A 20,899-nucleotide genomic window follows, 5' to 3' on the forward strand; every position below is an offset into this window, starting at 1 on the left:
GGGCGTTCCTTCGGATTACTGCTCGATGCTCAGCGGCGCGGTTCCCAGCGGAAGTAGCGCACCGCGCCCCAGACCGCCAGGCCCAGCCAGATCGCCCCGGTGACCAGGTGCGAGCCGGCGGCGCCCCAGGAGCCGGCGAAGCCGGTCGCGGCGGCCGAGCCGTCGGTGCCGAACCAGCCGACGCGGATCAGCTGGAAGGCCGGGGTGGTCGGCAGCAGGCGGCAGATGTCGGCGAGCTGCTTGGGCATGACCTCCAGCGGGATGAACAGCCCGGAGCCGAGCTGCATCACCAGCATGATCGGCAGGGTGGTGATGCCCGCGCTCTCCACGGTCCTGGTGAAGGCGCTGGACAGCGCGGCCAGGGCGATCATGGTGGCCAGCGCCAGCAGCAGGCCGACCAGTATCAGCACCGGGTTGACCGGCACGGCCAGGTGGAGGCCGAGGCTGCCGCCGATCCCGATCAGGGCGGCCATCATCAGGCCGAGCGCGACCGAGGGGACGGCCGTGCCGAGCAGGATCTCGATGTCCCGGGCCTCGCCGGTGCGCAGCCGCTTGAGGACCAGCTCGCCGCGCCGCCCGACATACGCGGCGGTCAGGTTGTAGTACACGACGAAGGCCAGGATCATCCCGACCGAGCCGTAGACCAGCAGCGAGTCGACGTCCAGTCCGGGGTTGGACTCGGCCTGCTGGGAGAGCGCGCCCTTCAGGGTGAAGACCAGGAACAGCGGCAGCGCCAGGGCGGTGAACAGCGCCGTGCGGTTGCGCAGCAGCAGGGTGGCCTCGGCCCGGCCGAGGGCGAGCAGCCGACGGGCGGCGGTGCTCTGCGGACCGGTGGCGGCGGTGGCGACGGTGGTGGTCATCGGGCGGATCCGATCAGGCGGCGGCGGGCGGGGCGGTCGGCGGCGGGCGCCTGCGGGGGGTTCTGGTGGGCGGCCTCGGAGGCGATCGCGAGGAAGGCCTCCTCCAGCGAGGCGCTGCGGGCGTCCAGGGCGCCGAGCGCGATCCCGTGGTGCCGGGCCCAGCCGAGCAGGTCGGTGAGGGTGTCCTGGAGCGCGAGGGTCTGCACGGTGACCTTGCGGCCGTCGAGCGCGAGTTCGGCCCCGGCCAGGACGGGCAGTGCGGCGCCGGTGAACTCGGGAAGCTCGAAGCCGATCCGGGCGGGCCGGTCGGCGATCACCTCGGCGACGGTGCCCGAGGTGACGACCCGGCCGCCGTGCATGATGGCCAGCCGGTCGGCGAGCTCCTCGGCCTCCTCCAGGTAGTGGGTGGTGAGCAGCACCGTGGTGCCCTGGGCGCGCAGCTCGCGGACCAGCTGCCAGACGGCGGCGCGCGCCTCGGGGTCGAGACCGGTGCTGGGCTCGTCCAGGAAGAGCACCTCGGGGCGGCCGAGCAGGGCCATCGCGAGGTCCAGCCGGCGCTTCTCGCCGCCGGACAGCTGCTTGACCCGGACGTTCGCGCGGTGGCCGAGGCCGACCAGCTCCAGCGCCTCCGCCACCGGGCGGGCGCCGCTGGTCATCCCGGCCCAGACGCGGCCGGTCTCGGCGGCGGTGAGCTCGCCGGGGAAGCCGCCCTCCTGGAGCATGATGCCGATCCGCGGGCGGACGGCGGCGCGCTCCTTGTGGGGGTCCAGGCCGAGCACCCGGACGGTGCCGCCGGTGGGCGCGGCCAGGCCCTCGATGACCTCCATGGTGGAGGTCTTGCCGGCCCCGTTGGTGCCGAGCAGGGCGAACAGCTCGCCGCGGCGGACGGTCAGGTCGACGCCGCGCACGGCGTGGTACCCGTTGGTGCCGCCGCCGTAGTGGCGGTGCAGGTCGGTGACCTCGATCACGTCTTCGCTGGGGCGGGGGGCCCGGCTCGTCTCCATGCCCCAAGCCTTCCGCCGACCGGGCCGCGCGGGCAGTGCGGGCCGTCATGACATCGCGGTGGGGATCCACGGGTCGGCGATGACAAATGTCATGGCCGATATCGCCGGCGCCCGGGGCACCGCCGTGCCAGGAGTGCGGGGAGGAATGCCGAAGGGCCCCCTCGCACGAGGGGGCCCTTCGGATCGGAGCGGACGACGAGATTCGAACTCGCGACCCTCACCTTGGCAAGGTGATGCTCTACCAACTGAGCCACGTCCGCAGGTCAAACTATTGAGTTGTGCTGTGCTCGCGCACTGCGAGCGGACGACGAGATTCGAACTCGCGACCCTCACCTTGGCAAGGTGATGCTCTACCAACTGAGCCACGTCCGCATGGTGCCTGGTGGGGCACCCGCCGCCTCTTCGGATCTCTCCGTTGCGGCGACGAGGAATACTCTACAGCATCGTTCGGGGTGGTCGCCCCACCCTTTCGGTCAGGGCGGGCGGGGCGACCGGGGAGCGGACTCCCGCGAGGCTCAGTTCGCCTCGGCGAACGCCTCGTACACGTGCTTGGGGATGCGGCCACGGGCCGGCAGTTCCATCCCGCGGGACAGGGCCCAGGCGCGGACGGCGGCCGGGTCCGGGGTGAGGGCGGTGCGGCGGAAGGACTTTCCGGTGCGGCTCTGGCGGCGGCCGGCGGCGACGAACGGAGCGAGGGCCTCCCGCAGCTTTTCCGCGTTGTCCACGGACAGGTCGATCTCGTACGACTTTCCGTCGACGCCGAAGTGGACGGTTTCCGCGGCGGAGCCGCCGTCCAGGTCGTCGGAGAGCGTGACAACTACACGCTGTGCCATGGGTGTCAATCCTCTCGGGCAATTCGGCCGCCGGTCCGAGGGGGTACCGGGGCCTGATGTGCACCAACTCGCGCAAGCGCGTACGGGCGCGCCGGGTGGCTCGCCTGATACGCAGCACTTGCCGCGACAGGTGGCCCTATTCTGCACCCGAAGGGGGCAGAAATCGAAGAGTCCGGCATTCTTTTCCGGATATTCACGTCTCTTCGCGGGACTCCTGGATACCGATGTGCGGGACGGGCGGTTCTGTCCCCAAGTGCCGTATTCGGGTGTTCTCCGGACGGGGCCGTTCCGAGTGCCGAATCCACGGAAACCGGTCGGCCCGGGCGGCGGGTGAGGGGTCCGGATCCCTTGTGGCGTAAGGGTCTCGGGTCTACGCGCGTCGCTATCCCCGGCCAGCAATCCTGCCCGAAACCACCGGTAGTCTGGAGTTCCCCCGCCTCACCGAAGACACCACCGGGAGTGCCAGTGGCACGCGTCGTAGTCGACGTCATGCTCAAGCCGGAGATCCTCGACCCCCAGGGACAGGCGGTGCAGCGTGCACTGCCCCGCCTCGGATTCACCGGGATCGCCGACGTCCGCCAGGGCAAGCGTTTCGAGCTGGATGTGGAGGGCCCGGTCGACGACGCGGCGCTCGCCCGTATCCGCGAAGCCGCCGAGACCTTTCTCGCCAACACCGTGATCGAGGACTTCACCGTCCGGGTCGAGGAGGAGGGCAAGTGACCACCCGCGTCGGCGTCGTCACTTTCCCCGGCTCCCTCGACGACCGCGACGCCCAGCGGGCGGTCCGCCTCGCCGGCGCCGAGCCGGTCGCGCTGTGGCACCGTGACAAGGATCTCCACCAGGTCGACGCCGTCGTCCTGCCCGGCGGATTCAGTTACGGCGACTATCTGCGCTGCGGTGCGATCTCCCGCTTCTCGCCGGTGATGGAGACCGTCATCGAGCAGGCGAAGCTCGGAATGCCGGTGCTCGGTATCTGCAACGGCTTCCAGGTGCTCTGCGAATCGCACCTGCTGCCCGGGGCGCTCACCCGGAACGACTCGCTGCACTTCATCTGCCGCGACCAGAAGCTGAGCATCGAGAACGCCGGCACCGCCTGGACCCGGGATTACTCGGTCGGCCAGGAAATCGTCGTCCCGCTGAAGAACGGCGAGGGCCGCTTCGTCGCCGAGGAGCGGGTGCTGGACGAACTGGAGGCGGAGGGCCGGGTCGTCGCCCGTTACCTGGACGTCAACCCGAACGGTTCGTACCGCGACATCGCCGGCATCACCAACGCCGCCGGCAATGTCGTCGGCCTGATGCCGCACCCGGAGCACGCCGTGGAGCCGCTCACCGGCCCGACCACCGAGGGCCTGGGCTTCTTCACTTCCGTCCTGAAGCAGCTGGTGAACGCCTGATGAGCCTCGACACCGTCAAGAACGCCGAGCAGACCCCGGACGCCGCCCAGCCCTGGGCCGAGCTCGGCCTCAAGGAGGACGAGTACGCGCGCATCCGGGAGATCCTCGGCCGCCGCCCGACCGGCGCCGAACTCGCCATGTACTCGGTCATGTGGTCGGAGCACTGTTCGTACAAGAGCAGCAAGGTCCACCTGAAGCAGTTCGGCGAGAAGAAGCCGGATTCGGACGCGATGCTCGTCGGCATCGGCGAGAACGCCGGCGTCGTCGACGTCGGCCAGGGGTACGCGGTCACCTTCAAGGTCGAGTCGCACAACCACCCGTCGTACATCGAGCCCTACCAGGGCGCGGCCACCGGCATCGGCGGCATCGTGCGCGACATCCTGGCGATGGGCGCTCGCCCGGTCGCCGTGATGGACCCGCTGCGCTTCGGTGCGGCCGACCACCCGGACACCCGGCGCGTGCTGCCCGGGATCGTCGCGGGCATCGGCGGCTACGGCAACTGCCTGGGCCTGCCGAACATCGGCGGCGAGGTCGTCTTCGACTCCTGCTACCAGGGCAACCCGCTGGTCAACGCGCTGTGCGTGGGCGTCATGAAGCACGAGGACATCCACCTCGCGCAGGCCTCCGGCGCCGGCAACAAGGTCATCCTGTACGGCGCCCGCACCGGCGGCGACGGCATCGGCGGCGTCTCGGTGCTCGCCTCCGAGACCTTCGACGACAGCAAGCCGGCCAAGCGCCCGGCCGTCCAGGTCGGCGACCCGTTCCAGGAGAAGCTCCTGATCGAGTGCACCCTGGAGATCTTCCGGGAGAAGCTCGTCAAGGGCATCCAGGACCTCGGTGGCGCCGGTCTGTCCTGCGCCACCAGCGAGCTGGCCTCGGCCGGCTCCGGCGGCATGCGGATCGAGCTCGACACCGTGCACCTGCGCGACCACACGCTCTCGCCGGAGGAGATCCTCATGAGCGAGTCGCAGGAGCGCATGTGCGCGATCGTGGAGCCCGACAAGGTCGACCGCTTCCTGGAGATCTGCGAGAAGTGGGACGTCATCGCCAACGTCATCGGTGAGGTGACCGACGGCGAGCGCCTGGAGATCTTCTGGCACGGCGAGCTCGTGGTGGACGTCCCGCCGCGCACCGTCGCCCACGAGGGCCCGACCTACGAGCGCCCGTACGCCCGCCCGAGCTGGCAGGACGCGCTGCAGGCCGACGCCCCGACCGCCGAGCGGCTGGCCCGCCCGACCACCGGCGAGGGCCTCAAGGCCGACCTGCTGAAGGTCGCGAGCCACCCGAACCAGGCCTCCAAGTCCTGGATCACCGACCAGTACGACCGCTACGTGCTCGGCAACACCGTGCTCTCGCACGGCGAGGACTCGGGCATGATCCGGATCGACGACGAGACCAACCTCGGCGTCTCGGTCGCCACCGACGGCAACGGCCGCTTCGCCAAGCTGGACCCGTACACCGGCGCCCAGCTGGCCCTGGCCGAGGCGTACCGCAACGTCGCGGCCGGCGGTGCCAAGCCGCTCGCCGTCTCCGACTGCCTCAACTTCGGCTCCCCCGAGGACCCGGACGTGATGTGGCAGTTCGCCGAGGCCACCCGCGGCCTGGCCGACGCCTGCCTGGTGCTCGGCACCCCGGTCACCGGCGGAAACGTCTCGCTGTACAACCAGACCGGCGAGGTCGCCATCCACCCGACCCCGGTGGTCGCGGTGCTCGGCGTCATCGACGACGTCACCCGGCGCACCCCGCTGGCCTTCGCCGAGGAGGGGCAGCTGCTCTACCTGCTCGGCGACACGGCGGACGAGCTCGGCGGCTCGGCCTGGACGCTGGCCGTCCACGACCACCTCGGCGGCCTGCCGCCGGCGGTGGACCTGGAGCGCGAGCGGCTGCTCGGCGAGATCCTGATCGCCGCCTCGCGCGACGGCATGATCGACGCCGCGCACGACCTGTCCGACGGCGGTCTCGGTCAGGCGCTGGTGGAGAGCTGCCTCAAGGGCGGCCACGGTGCGCGGATCGTTCTGCCCGAGGGCCAGGACCCGTTCGTCCTGCTGTTCTCGGAGTCGGCCGGCCGCGCCGTCGTGGCGGTGCCGCGCAGCGAGGAGCTCCGGTTCAACGACATGTGCACCGCGCGCGGCCTGCCGGCCACCCGGATCGGTGTCGTGGACGGCGAAAGCCTGGACGTCCAGGGCCAGTTCAGCGTCTCGCTGGCCGAGCTGAAGGACGCCCGCACCGGTGTCATCGAGGCCCTGCTGGCCTGACGCACGGTCGACGAGGGGCGGGTGGTTCTCTGGTGAACCACCCGCCCCTCGGCGTATGTTGACGCCCATGCCTGCCAAGTCCCGTACGTATCAGCCGCAGAAGGTGAGCGCCGCGTTGACGGCGCAGAGCGAGGCGGTGCGCGTGGTCGTGCACCAGCTGACGGAGTCCGATCTGGAACGGCCGACCCGGCTCGGCTCCTGGAGGGTGCGGGAGCTGGTGACCCACCTGAGCCTGGCGCTGAGCCAGCTGTCCGCCGTGCTGGACCTGCCGGAGGTGGACGGGCCGGTGCTCCCGCTGGCCGACTACGCGACGCTGGCCGGAACGATGGCCGGCTTCGTCGACGCCGCGACCACGGAGCACACGGCGGCCGGGTTCGCCGGCCCGCCCAAGGAGGTGGTCGCCGAGTTCGACCGGTCGCTCGACGCCGTGCTGGCCGTGCTCGACAGCCGGGCCGCGGCGGAACCGGAGCGGCGGGTGACCTTCCTGAGCGGCCATCCGATGCTCCTGAGCGACTACCTGGTGACCCGGCTGATCGAGGCCGTGGTGCACGCCGACGACCTGGCCGACGCGCTCGGCCTGGACGCCTTCCCGCACGACCGCGAGGCCCTCGCCACCGTCTCCCGGATGCTGGCCGACGCCCTCGCCGGGCAGGTGCCCGGCGGCGCCGTCGAGCTGCGCGTCCCGCCGTTCGCGGTCGTCCAGGCGGTGCCGGGGCCGAAGCACACCCGGGGCACCCCGCCCAACGTGGTGGAGACCGATCCGCTGACCTGGATCCGGCTGGCCACCGGCCGGGCCGACTGGGCGGCGGCGGTGGAGGCGGCCGAGGTGTCCGCCTCGGGGGAGCGCAGCGACCTGCGGGAGTACCTGCCGGTGCTCTGTTAGGGCGGCTGCCCAGGACCCGCCCCCGCCGCCGCGGTTCTACGGGACGGACGGCCCGCCCACGTACGTGCCCTGTGCCGAGTACGGCCAGGCGTTGGGCGTGCAGCCCTTGAGGCCGTAGATCTGCTGCATCATCGCGGGGGCGGGCTTGCCCTCGCCCGGGCAGCCCTCGTGCCCGTGGCCGATCCGGTGGCCCACCTCGTGGTTGACGATCAGCGCCCGGTACTCCTCCAGCGGTCCGCTGAACTGCGGTGAACCGGTGTTCCAGCGCTTGGAGTTGACGAGCACCTGGTTGCCGACGTTGCAGTTGACCTCGCCGTGGGTGTCCAGCCCGGAGGCGCCGCAGATCCGGTCCACGGTGGCCGGCGAGGCGATCTTCACGGCGAAGTCGTACGGGCCGTCGGCGACCAGCTGGAAGCCGTTCTTGCGGTCGTTGGTCCAGCCTCGTCTGTCGCCGAGGATGGCGTGGATCTGCGTGGCGGCGGTCGGGGCGTCGATGCCGATGCCGTCCTCGACCTCGATCCGGTAGCGGCGTACGTTGCCGCGTCCGACCGGCTTGGCGGTGGCCGGGGCGACGGTGAAGGTGCCCGCGCCCTTGGTGGGGCCGGGGTCCGGCGCGGCGGGGGCGGGCGGCGGGGTGTCGGCCGGGGCGGGAGCCGGGGGCGGCGCCTGCTCCGCCGTCGGTGCCGCCGTGGTGGCCTGCTCGCCCGGCGGGGCGACCCTCGCCTGGGCGGTCGGGGCGGCGGCCGGGGTTCCCGCTGGGCGGTACAGCATGATCGCCGCGGCCCCCAGTACCACGGCGGAGAGCACGAGTGCCGTGAGCATGCCAGGACCGGGTCCGCGTCGCGGCCTGCGGCGTCGGCGACCGCCCTTCCGGGGCGGTGCGGTGCGCCGGCCGACGGATCGGGCTGCGGACATGATCTTCACAGTGGCAGGCGAACGGGTGAATGTCCACACGCCTCGTATGTGACTTCGGCGTCGCGGGACGGGCGCCCGCCGGGGACGGCGGTTGACCCCTGCGTCTCGGGTGGCAGACTTCAGGGCATGGCGATTCACAGGAACCTTCTCGATGGTCCCGAACCCACTCTCCTCCCGGAGGAGGAGCGGCCCTACCGGATGCTGGCGGAGGAGTCGGCCTCCCCCACCCAGGTGGCGGCCGAGTTCCCGGTCTTCTGCCTGGCCTGGGCCATGCTCGCCGACGACGCCTACGCGGCCGGCCGGTACGTCGAGTCGTACGCCTACGCCCGTACCGGCTACCACCGCGGGCTGGACGCGCTGCGGCGCAACGGATGGAAGGGCCACGGCCCGGTGCCGTGGGAGCACCGCGGCAACCGCGGCTTCCTGCGCTGCCTGGCGGCGCTCGCCCGGGCGGCCGGCGCGATCAAGGAGACCGAGGAGGAGACCCGCTGCTGGCAGTTCCTGAAGGACAGCAGCGCGGAGGCGTACGCGGAGCTCAAGCAGTAGACACCCCCGGACAGACGGGTGCCCCCGGCGGTCTCCGCCGGGGGCACCCGTCCGTCACGTCACGCCCGGGGCGCGGGGCTCACGCGGCCCGTGGGCCCCGCGTCGGGCGCGGGACTCACTTCAGGCGCTTGCCCGCCGAACGCAGCTGCTCGGCGGCCTCGACCACGCGGGCGGCCATGCCGGCCTCGGCCAGCTTGCCCCAGGTGCGCGGGTCGTAGGTGTTCTTCTTGCCGACCTCGCCGTCGACCTTCAGCACGCCGTCGTAGTTGGCGAACATGTGGCCGGCCACCGGGCGGGTGAAGGCGTACTGGGTGTCGGTGTCCAGGTTCATCTTCACGACGCCGTTCTCCAGCGCGGTGGCGATCTCCTCGGCGCTGGAGCCCGAGCCGCCGTGGAAGACGAAGTCGAACGGGTCGGTCCTGCCGTACTGCTTGCCGATCGCGTCCTGGAGCTCGCGCAGGAGCTCCGGCTTCAGCACGACGTTGCCCGGCTTGTACACGCCGTGCACGTTGCCGAAGGAGGCGGCCAGCAGGTAGCGGCCCTTCTCGCCCAGGCCCAGCGCCTCGGCGGTGCGCACGGCGTCGTTGACGGTGGTGTACAGCTCGTCGTTGATCTCGTGGGTGACGCCGTCCTCCTCGCCGCCGGTCGGGGTGATCTCGACCTCAAGGATGATCTTGGCGGCGGCGGCCTGGGCCAGCAGCTCCTGGGCGATGCCCAGGTTGTCGGAGAGGGTCTCGGCCGAGCCGTCCCACATGTGCGACTGGAACAGCGGGTTCTCGCCCCGGGCCACGCGCTCGGCGGAGACCGCCAGCAGCGGGCGGACGTAGCCGTCCAGCTTGTCCTTCGGGCAGTGGTCGGTGTGCAGCGCGACGGTGACGTCGTACTTGGCGGCGACGATGTGGGCGAACTCGGCGAGCGCGACGGCGCCGGTCACCATGTCCTTGTTGTGCTGGCCGCCCAGGAACTCCGCGCCACCGGTCGAGATCTGGATGATGCCGTCGCTCTCGGCCTCGGCGAAACCACGCAGTGCGGCGTGCAGCGTCTGCGAAGACGTGACGTTGATGGCCGGGTAGGCGAACTTGCCCGCCTTGGCCCGGTCCAGCATCTCGTTGTAGACCTCGGGAGTTGCGATGGGCATGCGATCCGCTCCTGTCGGGTTGCGGCGTACGGACGGTGCTGTCCGACGCTGTGTACGCCTTCGTGACGACTCCGTGCCGGCCCGCCGACGCGCGGCGTTGCGGTGTGGCTCTCCGGCACGTTCGCGGCGACCTGCGCGGTACGGCCATGAGGGTGGTGTGCCACCGCGGACCGGACGCCTGTGCCATCTTCCCAGACTCGTGCCCGCGGGTCAGCAGGAGCCCGCCATGCGGAACGTCGCACGGCACGGGCGCACGGCGGCCGCGGGCGGCTCCGGCGGGCGGCCGGGGGGCGTCCCCCGCCGGGCGCCGTCGGCACGGTGCGCCCGGGTCGTGGGCACGGTGCGCCCGCGTGGTCGGCACGGTGCGCCCGCTATCCTGCGCCCGTGGACTACAACCAGCTGGCCGTCAACCTGCTTGACGCCAAATCCCTGATCTCGTCCCTCGGCGCCATCGGGCTGATCGCGATCATCTTCGCGGAGACCGGCCTGCTGGTCGGCTTCTTCTTCCCGGGCGACTCGCTGCTGATCCTCGCGGGTGTCGCCGCCTCGAACGCGGCCTCCTCGGTGCTCGGTGACGGTGCCAAGCTGCCGATCGCCGTCCTGCTGATCGGCTGCCCGATCGCGGCGATCGCCGGCGCCCAGCTCGGGCACCTGATCGGCGCCAAGGTCGGGCCGAAGATGTTCGACAAGCCCGATTCGAAGATCTTCCGACGCGACTACGTGGTGAAGGCGGAGGAGTACTTCAACAAGTTCGGCTCCGGCAAGGCCGTGGTGCTGGCCCGCTTCATGCCGATCATCCGCACCTTCCTGAACCCGGTCGCCGGCACCCTGGAGATGCCCGCCCGGACCTTCTTCCTCTGGAACGTGATCGGCGGCGTGCTGTGGACCGAGTCCATGCTGCTGATCGGCTACTTCTTCGGCGACGCGCTCGCCCCGGTGATCGACAAGTACCTGATCCCGGCGGTGCTGCTGATCGTCCTGCTGTCGATCTCGCCGATCCTGGTCGAGATCATGCGCGAGCGGAAGAAGAAGCGGGCCGGCATCGGCGCCGAGGTCGACGAGGAGAGCCAGGTCCAGGCCGGCGGCGGCCGGCACCGGCGGGGCTGAGCTCCCGGCGCTCCGGACACGGCGAGGGCCGGTGCTGTTTCACGTGAAACAGCACCGGCCCTCAGTCGTTCGTCGTACCGGACGGGATCAGAGACCCAGGTCGTCCAGGGTGTAGGCGGTCACGTACTCCAGGCCCTGGGCCTCCACGGCGGCCGCGCCGCCGCGCTCCACGATCACCGCGACGCCGACCACCTCGGCGCCCGCCTCGCGCAGCGCCTCCACGGCGGTCAGCACCGAGCCGCCGGTGGTGGAGGTGTCCTCGACGGCCAGCACCCGGCGGCCCTTGACCTCCGGGCCCTCGATCCGGCGCTGGAGGCCGTGCGCCTTGCCCGTCTTGCGGACCACGAAGGCGTCCAGCTGCTGCCCGCGCGCGGCGGCGGCGTGCAGCATCGAGGCGGCCACCGGGTCGGCACCCAGGGTCAGGCCGCCGACGGCGTCGTAGTCCAGGTGCGAGGTCGCGTCCAGCATCACCCGGCCGACCAGCGGGGCGGCCACGCCGTCCAGCGTGATCCGGCGCAGGTCGACGTAGTAGTCGGCCTCCTTGCCGGAGGAGAGGGTGACCTTGCCGTGCACGACGGCCTTGTCCTTGATCTGTGCCAGCAGGGCGTCGCGGTCGTTGCTCATGAGCGTTCAGTCTAGGCCCTGACGGTTCCCGCGGCGCTCCGGGCTCAGCGTCGGCGCAGCGCCCTGACCAGCACCACGGCACCACCCAGCAGGGCCACCGAGCCGCCGATCACCCACGGCACCGCGCTGCGGCCGCCGGTGCCCGGCACCACGATCCCGCCGGCCTCGCCGCCCCAGCGGGACGCCGCCCGGGCCCGCGCGCTGCGGGCGGGCAGCGCCGGGGCGTACGGGCCGCGCGGCGGGGCGTGGTCCACCTCCTCGGCGGACCGGCCGACGATGCTGCGGCGCACCGGGCCGCTGAGCACCGGCTCCTCCTCGTACGCGAAGAGCGGCTCGGCGGGGAGCTCCTCGGCGACGCCGTCCTGCTCGGCGGAGCCGTCCGGGGCCCCGTCCTCGACGTCGTCCTCCTCGTCCTCGTCGTCGGCGGCGGAGCCGGTGGGCAGGCCGAAGCGCTCGGCATCGGCGTCGGAGAAGGCGATCAGGTCGGAGAGGTCGTCCTCCAGGTCGTCGCCGGGCTGGTCCTGGCGGTCCTCGATGAAGACCACACCGGCGTCGGCCCCGGCGTTCCCGGACCCGTCCTGCCCGGCGTCCTCCTCCTGGTCCTGGTCCTGGTCCTGCGGCTGCTCACCCTCCGGGGCGACCAGCGCGGCGGCGAACCGGTCCAGCAGACGGCGGCCGGTGGCGTCGAGGGTCTCCTCGTCGAACTCGGTCAGCCGGCCGGTGGCGCTCAGGTCGCCGGTGAAGCGGATCACCGCGGTGCCGTCCTCGGCGCCGTCCGCGACGCTGACCCGGACGGTGGCGGTCACCTCACCGGTGCCCCGGGCCTCCTCGCCCTCGGCGAACACGGTCAGCACGCCCTCCCGGCCCCCGATCAGCGACAGCACGCCCTTGTACGTGATCGTGGAGCCGCCGATCCGCAGCTTCAGCCGGCCGCCGATCTCCTCGGCCGCACCGGCGCCGACCGCGGCCGGCTCGGTGCTCAGCCCCGGCACACTCCGCGCCAGCAGCGCCGGATCCTGCAAGGCCTGCCGGACCGGCTCGGCGGACAACGGGACGAGAACCTCATGCTCCATGTCACGGAGCCTACCGACTGGGCCGCGCCCGGTCCCTACCCACCACCACCGGATTTTCCCCGCCCCACCTGTTCCCTTGGCCGTCGCACCATCGCCGCGGCCGCCCGCACGGGCACCCCGCCCCGGCCCGCCACGGGCGCGGGGCGGGGCTTCCGAGAAGACGGTTCCCCGGGGTTGGCCTCGGCGGGGGCCGGGCGGCCTCAGCGGGGACCGAGGAGGGTGAGGGCCGCCGGGGGGTGGGCCGGGCGGAGGGCGGTGAGGCGGGCGGTGGTGGCGTGGAGGGTGTCGGGGGTGAGGGCGCGGGGCGACGGGGCGTCGGGGGCGAGGGTGAGCGGGGGCCGGGTGGCGGCGGCGAGGAGGAAGTTCTGGGGGTCGTCCGGCGGGCCGGGGCGGCAGGCGGCGGTGGCGCTGCCCGGGACGGCGTACGGGGCGGTCTGCAGGCCCGTCGTCCGCAGACCGGACTCGATCTGCCAGAGGCCGTCCAGGTCGTTCCCGGCGCGGACGGCGATCCGGCCGCCGGGGGAGAGCAGCCGTGCGGCGAGGCCGTAGAACTCCTGGGAGTGGAACTTGACCGGCCCGCCGTCGGCCGGTGCCGGGAGGTCGGCGAGCACCACGTCGTACGGTCCGTCCCCGCCGGGGGCGCCGGCGCCGCGCAGCCAGGCCAGCGGGTCGGCCGCGGTGGTGCGGACCCGGGGGTCGTCCAGCGAGCGGCCGCCGAGGGCGGCGAGCCCGGGGTCGGTGCGGGCGAGCCGGGGCAGGGCGGGGTCGGCGTCGACCAGCCGGACGGTGCGCACGCCCCGGTGCCGCAGCACCTCCCGCAGGGCGAGCCCGTCGCCGCCGCCGAGCAGCAGGACGCGGGCGTCCGGGCCGGCCGCCATGGCGGGGTGGACCAGGCCCTCGCTGCTCCGGTACTCGTCCGGTCCGCAGACCGCGAGCCGGCCGTCCAGGTAGAGCCGCAGGGGGCCCTCGGCGGGGCCGGTGAGCACGATCTCCTGGGACCGGCTGCGGGTGGCGTAGCGGACCTGGTCGCCGTACAGGGCGTGCCGGGCGGCGCGCTCGACGGCGTCGGAGCCGGCCGCGGCCGTCGCGAGCAGGGCGAGGACCAGCAGACAGCCGCCCCAGAGCAGCCGTCGGATCCGGGGGGCGGGTTCCTCGCGGAACAGCCAGAGCACCACGGCCGCCCCGGCGACGGCGTTGACGGCGCCGGTGAGCAGGGCGCCGTCGCCCGGTCCGAGGGCGGGCAGGATCAGGAACGGGAAGGCGAGGCCGCCGATCAGCGCGCCCACGTAGTCGGCGGCGAACAGGTCGGCGACGGCGCGTCCGGCGTCCTCGCGCCGGATCCGTTGGATGAGGGTCATCAGCAGGGGGATCTCGGCGCCGATCAGGACGCCGATCAGGCAGGTGAGGCCGACCATGGCGGCCTGGTAGCGGCCGATCCAGGCCCAGCAGGAGTAGAGCGCGAGGACGGAGAGTCCGCCGGTGAGCGCGAGCGCGCACTCGACGAGGGCGAAGGCGGTGGCGGGCCGGCTGGTGAACCGTTTGGCGAGCAGTGAGCCGAGGCCCATCGCGAACACCATGACGGAGAGCACGACGGAGGTTTGGGTGACCGTGTCCCCGAGCAGGTAGTCGCCGAGCGCCACGAGTTCGAGCTCGTAGACGAGTCCGCAGGCCGCGCAGACGAACGCGGCCAGCAGGACGGTCAGGCGGGCGAGCCGGGGGCTGGAGCGCAGCCGGGACCGACGGCGGGCGGGCGGGAGTGGGGCGAGGCCTCGCCCGGGCCGGGGTGGGGCGCCGTCGTCGAGGTCCACGCGCGGGCGTGCGGGCGGACCGGTCGGATGGTTGATCACGAACAAACGCTAGGGGACGTGCGGGACGGATGGATGCGCCCATCCGACGGACAGTGGGCGACATCGGATTGACGAACCGTTCCTGCGTACGATTCGTAGGCCTGGGCCGGGCGGCCTACGGCCGGATCGGTGTTCCGGTCCGGACTTCCGGCGGTCATGCCCCGGCCACCCCGGTCACCACCAGCGAGGAGCGGGTGCACACCAGCTGCCCCTCCTGCGGGTAGGCGTGCCAGGTGCGCCAGAGCAGCCGGTCCGCGCCGCCCTGGGTGACCAGCGCGGTGAAGGCGCTCGGGTCGCCCGGGAAGACCCCGGCGAGGCCCCGCGGGTGCCCCTCGACGAGGGCCAGCAGCTCCTGGGCGCGGGCCGCGAAGTCGTGCGGCGGCAGCGCCTCGATCCGGGCAGCGAACTCGTACTCCCAGCCGCCGACCTGCTTGGCCACCCGGGCCGGCAGCGGGGTGCGGCGGCCGGGCAGGCAGGCGACGGTCTCCAGGCACTGGCCGGGGCCCGCGTCGATCACCACCTGGTGGGAGGCGCCCAGCAGGCGCAGCTGGAGGGTGCCGGGCGTGCCCGGGTGGCCGCCCCCGTCGAGTCTCAGGTCGCGGACGGCGAGAGCGGGCAGCGGGTCGCCGCCGAGGCACCAGGCGAGGTCACCCGCCCGGGTGTCCGTGTAGGAGGTCTGCAGTGTGGTGAGCATGCTCGGCTCCGCGTTTCAGCTCCGTGCGCGCCCGCCGAGCAGCAGCGAGTAGGCCTAGGCGATGGCGAGGCTGTTCGTGGCTGTGCGGCCCTGGGCGCGGCCGACCGTGGAAGGAAGGATTCCGGCTGGAGATTCAGCAGCAGAGAAGCACGAATACGCCGGGTCCGCCGGTGATTTACCCAACTTTGTCAAGCATTCACCGTTTCGAGCACACCTGCTTCCCGGCTCTGATCGAGCCCGTGTACGAGTCTGCACAGCGCGCGCCCCTGTCACCGGATCGTGCGCCGTGCGCGCCGGGTGTGCGCTGCCCGGGCGCATCACACACCGCCGCCCTCCAGGCGCGGGGCGTGGAGGGCGGCGGGGGAGTGCCCGGATGCTCGGAAGGATTGCCGCAATGGTGGCAAACAAGCAAGCTGATCAAGGAAGTTGATGAGCCATCAGTACTGATGTCGGATCACGGACATCCCTGTTCGAAGGGCGTGAAAGGGGGCGTGCGGTCCCTCACAGGCGCCGCAGGCGGGTGACGGCCTCCTGGAGGACCTCGTCCTTTTTGCAGAAAGTGAAGCGGACCAGGCTACGGCCGGCCTCCACGTCGTCGTAGAACACCGCGTTCGGGATGGCGACGACGCCGCAACGGCCGGGCAGGGAACGGCAGAAGTCGATGCCGTCCTTCTCGCCGAGCGGCGTGATGTCGGTGGTGACGAAGTAGGTGCCCTCGGGGGTGAAGGCCCGGAAGCCGGCCGCGGTGAGGCCGCCGAGCAGCAGGTCGCGCTTGCCCAGCAGGTCGGCGCGGAGGGTGTCGAAGTACGTGTCGGGCAACCGCAGGGCCTCGGCGACGGCGTACTGGAAGGGGCCGGCGCTGACGTAGGTGAGGTACTGCTTCGCGGTGCGCACGGCCGCGACCAGGTCCGGGCTCGCGGTGACCCAGCCGACCTTCCAGCCGGTGAAGGAGAAGGTCTTGCCGGCGGAGGAGATGGTGACGGTGCGTTCGCGCATGCCGGGCAGGGCCGCGAGGGGGTGGTGGACGGCGCCGAAGACCAGGTGCTCGTAGACCTCGTCGGTGACGACCAGCAGGTCGTGCTCGACGGCGAGCGCGGCGACGGCGGCGAGCTCCTCGGCGGTGAGGACGGTGCCGGTGGGGTTGTGCGGGGTGTTGATCAGCAGCAGCCGGGTGCGCGGGGTGATCAGGGCGCGCAGCTCGTCCAGGTCGGGACGGAAGGCCGGGGCGCGCAGGGTGAGCGGCACCCGGGTGGCGCCGGCCATCGCGATGCAGGCGGCGTAGGAGTCGTAGAAGGGTTCGAGGGCGATCACCTCGTCGCCGGGCTCCAGCAGGGCCAGCAGGGTGGCGGCGATGGCCTCGGTGGCGCCGGCGGTGACCAGCACCTCGGTGTCCGGGTCGTACGCGAGGCCGTGGAAGCGCTGCTGGTGCTCGGCGATCGCGGTGCGCAGCTCGGGGACGCCGGGGCCGGGCGGGTACTGGTTGCCCCGGCCCTCGCGCAGGGCCCGTACGGCCGCCTCGCGGACCTCCTCGGGCCCGTCGGTGTCGGGGAATCCCTGGCCGAGGTTGATCGATCCGGTGGCCGTGGCCAGGGCCGACATCTCGGCGAAGATCGTCGTGCCCATCCCGGTCAGTCGGCGGTTCAGCAGCGGCCTGGTACCCATCGGTGGCTCCTCACGGCTCGTCGTCAGGGCCATCCTGGGTCAGCCGGGGGCCGGGGACAAGAACGGCCCACCACCGGCGCGGAGGGCGGTGGCGGGCCGGACCGGAGTACCGGGACGGGATCAGGCCTCGTCGGTGCCCTCGCCGTCCTCGCCGTCCTCGCCCTCGATCTCGTTCTGGAGGCCGAGGCGCTCGACGATCCACTGCTCGAAGCCGACCGCGGCCTGGGTCCAGTTGGCGGTGGTGGTGACGAAGTAGTCCAGGTTGACGCCGGTGCCGACGATCATCTGGGCCTCGCCGATCAGGCGGACCACGCCGTCCTCGTGGGTGTGGGTGTAGACCTTGGGCCAGAGGGTCTCGCGGTTCCACTCGTCGATCAGGTCGAGGATCTCGCCCTTCTTCTCCAGCGGGTAGGCGCGGTCGTAGAAGGCGCGCACCGCGAAGAGCTCCTTCTGCTCGCCGCGGAACATGTAGTAGACGCGGAAGCCCTCCCAGGGGGCGGTGAGGTCGCCCTCCTCGTCCACGACGTGCTTGAGCTGCATCTGGTCCAGCAGCTGGGTGACCAGGGCCTGGTCCGGGACGATGATCGGCGGCGGGCCGGCCGGCCGCCCGCCCTGGCCGCCGGGCTGGCCGCCCTGGGGAACGCCGAAGGACGGGATGGACGACGGGTCGATGCTCATGGGGGTCCTCTTCCTCAGTGCACGTGGTGGCCGGCAATGAGAGGCCGCCCTTTTCACCTCCCATCCTGCCTCATCCGGGGCTCCGCTCACAGGGGTGGCCGAGGGGCGCGTCGATCTTCGTCCGGCGCTCCTCCCGCCGTCGTCCGGCGGTTCCGGCGGCGGTGGGACGGGTGTCGGTCACCGAGGGTGTGCGGGGCTCGGGCCGGGGGTGGGAACCCCGGTGGGGTGTGGGCCCCCGGAGGGGCGCGCGTGAGCCACGTCACGCGCCCGGCGCGCTGGTTCGGCTGCCGTCCCGGCCGGATGCGGTTAGCGTGCGACGGAACTCGATTCGATCAAATCCCGGCCAGGCCGGGGGAGTTGAGCTGTCCTGAGGTGGACTGTCCGAAATTGAGGGGGGAACAGGAGTGGGTGGAGCGGCGACGGGGGACGGCGCGACGCTCGGGGCGCTGCTGCGGAGCATCCGGCTGGACCGGGGCATGACGCAGGAGCAACTGGGCGAGGCGACCGGGCTGAGCGTGCGGTCGATCCGGGACCTGGAGCGGGGGGTGTCCTGTCCGCGGGTTTCCACGCTCAGACTGCTGACCCAGGCCTGGAGCCTGCCGGACGTCCAGGTGGCCGAGCTGCACCGGCTGGCGCGCAGCCGACGGGACCGGACGCGGCGGCTGCTGCGACGGGCGGCGGCGGAGTGACGGCGGCCGCCCCCGCCGCCGGAGCGGAGGGGGCGGCCCGGGTGCCGGACGCCCGGCGGTGCTACTTCTCCAGCGGCCCCCGGCCGCGGACGGTCAGGCGGTCGCCCGCCTCGTCCCGCTCGACCAGGACGGTGTCCCCGTCGTGCACCGCGCCGGACAGGATCGCCCGGGCCAGCTGGTCGCCGATCGCGGACTGCACCAGCCGGCGCAGCGGGCGGGCGCCGTACGCCGGGTCGTAGCCGGTGAGCGCCAGCCAGTCGCGGGCGGCCGCGGAGACCTCCAGGGTGAGCCGCCGCTCCCGCAGCCGCTCGCCCAGGCGGGCCACCTGGAGGTCGACGATCCGGCTCAGCTCGCCGGTGCCCAGCGGCTCGAAGACCACGATGTCGTCCAGCCGGTTGAGGAACTCCGGCTTGAACGCGGACCGGACGGCGCCCAGCACCAGCTCCCGCTTGCGTTCCTCCGGGGTGGCCGGGTCCACCAGGTACTGGCTGCCCAGGTTGGAGGTGAGGATCAGGATGGCGTTGCGGAAGTCCACCGTGCGGCCCTGCCCGTCGGTGAGCCGCCCGTCGTCCAGCACCTGGAGCAGGACGTCGAAGACCTCCGGGTGCGCCTTCTCCACCTCGTCCAGCAGCACCACGCTGTACGGGCGGCGGCGGACGGCCTCGGTGAGCTGGCCGCCCTCCTCGTAGCCGACGTACCCGGGCGGGGCGCCGACCAGGCGGGAGACCGTGTGCTTCTCGCCGTACTCGCTCATGTCGATCCGGACCATCGCCCGCTCGTCGTCGAACAGGAAGTCGGCCAGGGCCTTGGCGAGTTCGGTCTTGCCGACACCGGTCGGGCCGAGGAACAGGAAGGAGCCGGTCGGGCGGTCCGGGTCGGCGACGCCGGAGCGGGTGCGCCGCACCGCGTCCGAGACGGCCTGCACGGCCTCCTGCTGGCCGATCAGGCGTCGGCCCAACTCCTCCTCCATGCGCAGGAGTTTGGCGCTCTCGCCCTCCAGCAGCCGGCCGGCCGGGATGCCCGTCCAGGAGGAGACCACGTCGGCCACGTCGTCCGGGCCGACCTCCTCCTTGACCATCGAGGCGGAGGTGTCCTGGCCTGCGGCGCGCTCCTGTGCCTCGGCGAGCTCCGCCTCGGCGGCCGGGATCTCGGCGTACATCAGCTTGGACGCCCGCTCGAAGTCCCCGTCGCGCTGGGCGCGTTCGAGCGCGCCCTGGAGGTCGTCCAGCCGCTCCTTGAGCTCGCCGACCCGGTTGAGGCTCTTCTTCTCCTGCTCCCAGCGCGCCGTCAGCACGCTCAACTGCTCGTTCCGGTCGGCGAGATCGCGCCGCAGCCGGGCCAGACGGTCCACCGAGGCCGGGTCCGACTCCTTCTCCAGGGCCAGTTCCTCCATCCGCAACCGGTCCACGGAGCGCTGGAGTTCGTCGATCTCGACCGGGGAGGAGTCGATCTCCATCCGCAGCCGGGAGGCCGCCTCGTCGACCAGGTCGATCGCCTTGTCGGGCAGGAAGCGGGAGGTGATGTAGCGGTTGGACAGGGTGGCCGCGGCGACCAGGGCGGCGTCCGAGATCTGCACCTTGTGGTGCGCCTCGTACCGGCCCTTGAGGCCGCGCAGGATGGCGATCGAGTCCTCCACGCTGGGCTCGCCGACCAGCACCTGCTGGAAGCGGCGCTCCAGGGCCGGGTCCTTCTCGATCCGCTCGCGGTACTCGTCCAGCGTGGTGGCGCCGACCATCCGCAGCTCGCCGCGGGCCAGCATCGGCTTGAGCATGTTGCCCGCGTCCATCGCGGAGTCGCCGCCGGCGCCCGCGCCGACCATGGTGTGCAGCTCGTCGATGAAGGTGACGACCTGGCCGTCGGAGGCCTTGATGTCGTTCAGGACGGCCTTCAGCCGCTCCTCGAACTCGCCGCGGAACTTGGCGCCCGCGACCATCGCGCTGAGGTCCAGCGCGACCAGCCGCTTGCCGCGCAGCGACTCCGGCACGTCGCCGGCCACGATGCGCTGGGCCAGGCCCTCGACCACGGCGGTCTTGCCGACGCCCGGCTCGCCGATCAGCACCGGGTTGTTCTTCGTCCGGCGGGAGAGCACCTGGACCACCCGGCGGATCTCGTGGTCGCGGCCGATCACCGGGTCGAGCTTGCCGTCCCGGGCGGCCTGGGTGAGGTCGGTGCCGTACTTCTCCAGCGCCTTGTAGGTGCCCTCCGGGTCCGGTGAGGTGACCCGGCCGCTGCCGCGGACGTCCTTGAACGCGGCGAGCAGCGCCTTCGGCGCGGCACCCTGGTGCGCCAGCAGTTCGGCCACCTGGCCGCCCTCGGCGGCCAGGCCGACCATCAGGTGCTCGGTGGAGACGTACTGGTCGTCCAGGTCGTTCGCGCGCCTGCCGGCCTCGGTGAGCACCGCGACGGTGTCCCGGGCGAGCTGGGGCGCGGCGACCGTCGAGCCCATCGCGCTGGGCAGCGCGGCCGCCTGGCGGCGGGCCTCGGCGTCGACCCGGGCGACGTCGGCCCCGACCGCCTCCAGCAGGGGCCGGGCGATGCCCTCGGGCTGCTCCAGCAGGGCGATCAGGATGTGCACCGGCCTGACGTCCGGGTTGCCGGCCGTGCCCGCCTGCCGGATCGCGGCGGACAGGGCGTCCTGCGTCTTGGTGGTGAACTTGCTGGCGTCCACTGCTGGGGGGTCCTCCCTCGTCGTCCTTC

19 protein-coding genes and 2 tRNA genes are annotated in these 20,899 nt (G+C 72.5%); 7 read left to right on the forward strand and 14 right to left on the reverse strand.

Features of this window, described 5'->3' with window-relative positions; all coding sequences use genetic code 11:
• Positions 1-29: 29 nt before the first annotated feature.
• From ACZ6EM_RS06065 to ACZ6EM_RS06085, 5 genes are all read right to left on the reverse strand, one after another.
• Positions 30-860: an ABC transporter permease gene (locus ACZ6EM_RS06065; protein ID WP_465771810.1), complete on the reverse strand. Its 831-nt coding sequence runs from the start codon at positions 858-860 to the stop codon at positions 30-32.
• Positions 857-1,864, reverse strand: a complete 1,008-nt coding sequence (locus tag ACZ6EM_RS06070) for an ABC transporter ATP-binding protein (protein ID WP_452178181.1) — start codon at positions 1,862-1,864, stop codon at positions 857-859. Before ACZ6EM_RS06070 ends, ACZ6EM_RS06065 begins: the two co-directional genes overlap by 4 nt.
• 187 nt (positions 1,865-2,051) lie before the next feature.
• Positions 2,052-2,124, reverse strand: a tRNA-Gly gene (locus ACZ6EM_RS06075).
• A gap of 39 nt (positions 2,125-2,163) precedes the next feature.
• Positions 2,164-2,236: transfer RNA gene (locus ACZ6EM_RS06080), tRNA-Gly, on the reverse strand.
• A gap of 143 nt (positions 2,237-2,379) precedes the next feature.
• Positions 2,380-2,697 (reverse strand): histone-like nucleoid-structuring protein Lsr2, encoded by a 318-nt coding sequence (locus ACZ6EM_RS06085; RefSeq protein ID WP_359897715.1) that lies wholly within the window; start codon positions 2,695-2,697, stop codon positions 2,380-2,382.
• 465 nt (positions 2,698-3,162) lie between these two features.
• On the opposite strand from ACZ6EM_RS06085, the gene purS reads away from it, so the two are divergent.
• The 4 genes from purS to ACZ6EM_RS06105 all read left to right on the forward strand — a co-directional run bounded on the left by purS (position 3,163) and on the right by ACZ6EM_RS06105 (position 7,229).
• The gene (purS, locus tag ACZ6EM_RS06090) at positions 3,163-3,417 is read left to right on the forward strand and encodes a phosphoribosylformylglycinamidine synthase subunit PurS (RefSeq protein ID WP_049654013.1); all 255 of its coding nucleotides are present in this window, start codon (positions 3,163-3,165) and stop codon (positions 3,415-3,417) included.
• Positions 3,414-4,091 carry a phosphoribosylformylglycinamidine synthase subunit PurQ gene (gene purQ, locus ACZ6EM_RS06095; protein WP_359897716.1) on the forward strand — a complete coding sequence of 226 codons (678 nt, stop codon included), beginning with the start codon at positions 3,414-3,416 and terminating at the stop codon, positions 4,089-4,091. Before purS ends, purQ begins: the two co-directional genes overlap by 4 nt.
• Positions 4,091-6,346, forward strand: coding sequence for a phosphoribosylformylglycinamidine synthase subunit PurL (gene purL, locus ACZ6EM_RS06100; protein WP_465771811.1), 2,256 nt, complete (start codon positions 4,091-4,093; stop codon positions 6,344-6,346). Before purQ ends, purL begins: the two co-directional genes overlap by 1 nt.
• Positions 6,347-6,413: 67 nt before the next feature.
• Positions 6,414-7,229 carry a maleylpyruvate isomerase family mycothiol-dependent enzyme gene (locus tag ACZ6EM_RS06105; RefSeq protein WP_401047078.1) on the forward strand — a complete coding sequence of 272 codons (816 nt, stop codon included), beginning with the start codon at positions 6,414-6,416 and terminating at the stop codon, positions 7,227-7,229.
• Positions 7,230-7,265: 36 nt separating this feature from the next.
• On the opposite strand, the gene ACZ6EM_RS06110 is transcribed toward ACZ6EM_RS06105, so the two are convergent.
• Positions 7,266-8,051: a DUF3152 domain-containing protein gene (locus ACZ6EM_RS06110; RefSeq protein WP_401047079.1), complete on the reverse strand. Its 786-nt coding sequence runs from the start codon at positions 8,049-8,051 to the stop codon at positions 7,266-7,268.
• A 219-nt stretch (positions 8,052-8,270) separates the two neighbouring features.
• Here ACZ6EM_RS06110 and ACZ6EM_RS06115 point away from each other — a divergent pair, with 219 nt between their 5' ends.
• Positions 8,271-8,690: a DUF3151 domain-containing protein gene (locus ACZ6EM_RS06115; RefSeq protein ID WP_359897720.1), complete on the forward strand. Its 420-nt coding sequence runs from the start codon at positions 8,271-8,273 to the stop codon at positions 8,688-8,690.
• A 115-nt stretch (positions 8,691-8,805) separates the two neighbouring features.
• Here ACZ6EM_RS06115 and fbaA read toward each other — a convergent pair whose 3' ends face one another.
• Complete coding sequence (gene fbaA / locus ACZ6EM_RS06120) at positions 8,806-9,828, reverse strand: class II fructose-bisphosphate aldolase (RefSeq protein WP_401047082.1); 1,023 nt, start codon at positions 9,826-9,828, stop codon at positions 8,806-8,808.
• A gap of 384 nt (positions 9,829-10,212) precedes the next feature.
• Between fbaA and ACZ6EM_RS06125 the strand changes: the two genes are divergently transcribed.
• Positions 10,213-10,935, forward strand: coding sequence for a DedA family protein (locus tag ACZ6EM_RS06125; protein WP_359897722.1), 723 nt, complete (start codon positions 10,213-10,215; stop codon positions 10,933-10,935).
• A gap of 87 nt (positions 10,936-11,022) precedes the next feature.
• Here ACZ6EM_RS06125 and pyrE read toward each other — a convergent pair whose 3' ends face one another.
• From pyrE to ACZ6EM_RS06155, 6 genes are all read right to left on the reverse strand, one after another.
• Complete coding sequence (gene pyrE, locus ACZ6EM_RS06130; RefSeq protein ID WP_359897723.1) at positions 11,023-11,559, reverse strand: orotate phosphoribosyltransferase; 537 nt, start codon at positions 11,557-11,559, stop codon at positions 11,023-11,025.
• 44 nt (positions 11,560-11,603) lie between these two features.
• The gene (locus ACZ6EM_RS06135; protein ID WP_465771812.1) at positions 11,604-12,632 is read right to left on the reverse strand and encodes an SRPBCC family protein; all 1,029 of its coding nucleotides are present in this window, start codon (positions 12,630-12,632) and stop codon (positions 11,604-11,606) included.
• Between the two features lie 200 nt (positions 12,633-12,832).
• Positions 12,833-14,479: a polyamine aminopropyltransferase gene (locus ACZ6EM_RS06140; RefSeq protein WP_452178180.1), complete on the reverse strand. Its 1,647-nt coding sequence runs from the start codon at positions 14,477-14,479 to the stop codon at positions 12,833-12,835.
• A gap of 154 nt (positions 14,480-14,633) precedes the next feature.
• Positions 14,634-15,173, reverse strand: coding sequence for a DUF2617 family protein (locus ACZ6EM_RS06145; RefSeq protein WP_380541384.1), 540 nt, complete (start codon positions 15,171-15,173; stop codon positions 14,634-14,636).
• A 501-nt stretch (positions 15,174-15,674) separates the two neighbouring features.
• Entirely contained in the window at positions 15,675-16,835 is a 1,161-nt protein-coding gene (locus ACZ6EM_RS06150; RefSeq protein ID WP_465771813.1) for a pyridoxal phosphate-dependent aminotransferase, read from the reverse strand.
• Between the two features lie 120 nt (positions 16,836-16,955).
• On the reverse strand, positions 16,956-17,513 hold the full coding sequence (locus ACZ6EM_RS06155) for a type III secretion system chaperone family protein (RefSeq protein ID WP_452178179.1): 558 nt from the start codon (positions 17,511-17,513) through the stop codon (positions 16,956-16,958).
• A gap of 404 nt (positions 17,514-17,917) precedes the next feature.
• Between ACZ6EM_RS06155 and ACZ6EM_RS06160 the strand changes: the two genes are divergently transcribed.
• Positions 17,918-18,202, forward strand: a complete 285-nt coding sequence (locus ACZ6EM_RS06160) for a helix-turn-helix domain-containing protein (protein ID WP_359897729.1) — start codon at positions 17,918-17,920, stop codon at positions 18,200-18,202.
• A gap of 61 nt (positions 18,203-18,263) precedes the next feature.
• Here the strand turns inward: ACZ6EM_RS06160 and clpB are convergent, their stop codons facing one another.
• Entirely contained in the window at positions 18,264-20,870 is a 2,607-nt protein-coding gene (gene clpB, locus ACZ6EM_RS06165; RefSeq protein ID WP_401054330.1) for an ATP-dependent chaperone ClpB, read from the reverse strand.
• Between the last annotated feature and the right edge of the window lie 29 nt (positions 20,871-20,899).

This window comes from Kitasatospora sp. NPDC041917 (assembly GCF_055589745.1).

Coding starts and splice junctions, on each gene's coding strand:
- ACZ6EM_RS06065 (WP_465771810.1), bottom strand. CDS start 860: ATGACCACCACCGTCGCCACCGCCGCCACCGGTCCGCAGAGCACCGCC.
- ACZ6EM_RS06070 (WP_452178181.1), bottom strand. CDS start 1,864: ATGGAGACGAGCCGGGCCCCCCGCCCCAGCGAAGACGTGATCGAGGTC.
- ACZ6EM_RS06085 (WP_359897715.1), bottom strand. CDS start 2,697: ATGGCACAGCGTGTAGTTGTCACGCTCTCCGACGACCTGGACGGCGGC.
- purL (WP_465771811.1), top strand. CDS start 4,091: ATGAGCCTCGACACCGTCAAGAACGCCGAGCAGACCCCGGACGCCGCC.
- ACZ6EM_RS06105 (WP_401047078.1), top strand. CDS start 6,414: ATGCCTGCCAAGTCCCGTACGTATCAGCCGCAGAAGGTGAGCGCCGCG.
- ACZ6EM_RS06110 (WP_401047079.1), bottom strand. CDS start 8,051: ATGCTCACGGCACTCGTGCTCTCCGCCGTGGTACTGGGGGCCGCGGCG.
- ACZ6EM_RS06115 (WP_359897720.1), top strand. CDS start 8,271: ATGGCGATTCACAGGAACCTTCTCGATGGTCCCGAACCCACTCTCCTC.
- fbaA (WP_401047082.1), bottom strand. CDS start 9,828: ATGCCCATCGCAACTCCCGAGGTCTACAACGAGATGCTGGACCGGGCC.
- pyrE (WP_359897723.1), bottom strand. CDS start 11,559: ATGAGCAACGACCGCGACGCCCTGCTGGCACAGATCAAGGACAAGGCC.
- ACZ6EM_RS06135 (WP_465771812.1), bottom strand. CDS start 12,632: ATGGAGCATGAGGTTCTCGTCCCGTTGTCCGCCGAGCCGGTCCGGCAG.
- ACZ6EM_RS06145 (WP_380541384.1), bottom strand. CDS start 15,173: ATGCTCACCACACTGCAGACCTCCTACACGGACACCCGGGCGGGTGAC.
- ACZ6EM_RS06150 (WP_465771813.1), bottom strand. CDS start 16,835: ATGGGTACCAGGCCGCTGCTGAACCGCCGACTGACCGGGATGGGCACG.
- ACZ6EM_RS06155 (WP_452178179.1), bottom strand. CDS start 17,513: ATGAGCATCGACCCGTCGTCCATCCCGTCCTTCGGCGTTCCCCAGGGC.